The following is a 741-nucleotide window of genomic DNA, read 5'->3' as shown; positions in this document are numbered from 1 at the left end:
TCAGTTGGTAGAGCACCTGACTCTTAATCAGGGTGTCCAGGGTTCGAGTCCCTGAAGGTGTACCACTCCCACTTGGGTGTGTGATGCACCCAAGTGGGAACCCCAAAAAGTGCTCAGGACTCCAATCAAAGCCCAGCGCAAGCGGGTTTGATTGGAAGAGGAGAAGCAGCGGAGTGATGGAGTTTTTGCCGTCAGGTGAAAACGGAAGATACGGAGCTTGCTTCGACGACATGGCCCGTTGGTCAAGTGGTTAAGACGGCGGCCTCTCACGCCGCAAACACGAGTTCGACTCTCGTACGGGTCACCACTCAAAAGCAAACTGCGGATCGCTCGCTTCCACGCTAGCGTGAAAGCTCGTTCCCTTCGTTGCTTTTTCGTTTCCATGGACAAACACCTTGTTGGTTTGTCCATGGAGGCCAAGTTTTGGGGAATTGAATAGTCGGTGCTGATTGCAGTGAGGGTCCACCCGTTCCCATTCCGAACACGGCAGTTAAGCTCACTTGCGCCGAAAATACTTGGCTGGCGACGGCCCGGGAAGATAGGTAGTGCCGACACATAAGGATGACAGTCCAAGCGACTGTCTTTCTTATGCTCCGTTTACCAAGAACGTTGTGCGAATGACAGCACAGAGTACAAACCGAAGTATGCCGGGTTGGCCGGCAAAAAAAGTTTGAAAAAGTGCTTGACAAACGACGGTGAATCTGGTAAACTAAAATAGTTCCGCCGGTGAGCGGTTTGTAC

1 tRNA gene and 1 rRNA gene are annotated in these 741 nt (G+C 52.1%); both read left to right on the top strand.

The annotated features are described in order from the left end of the window. The first annotated feature begins 232 nt into the window (after positions 1-232). Positions 233-307: transfer RNA gene (locus tag B5F12_RS11600), tRNA-Glu, on the top strand. A 131-nt stretch (positions 308-438) separates the two neighbouring features. Then, positions 439-554: ribosomal RNA gene (gene rrf / locus B5F12_RS11595) — 5S ribosomal RNA — on the top strand. Positions 555-741: the final 187 nt, after the last annotated feature.

It is taken from the genome of Pseudoflavonifractor sp. An176, from assembly GCF_002160435.1.
GTDB lineage: Bacteria > Bacillota > Clostridia > Oscillospirales > Oscillospiraceae > Enterenecus > Enterenecus faecium.
Note: the sequence above shows the minus strand (reverse complement) of the source record. Positions and strands in the feature narration are given on the sequence as shown.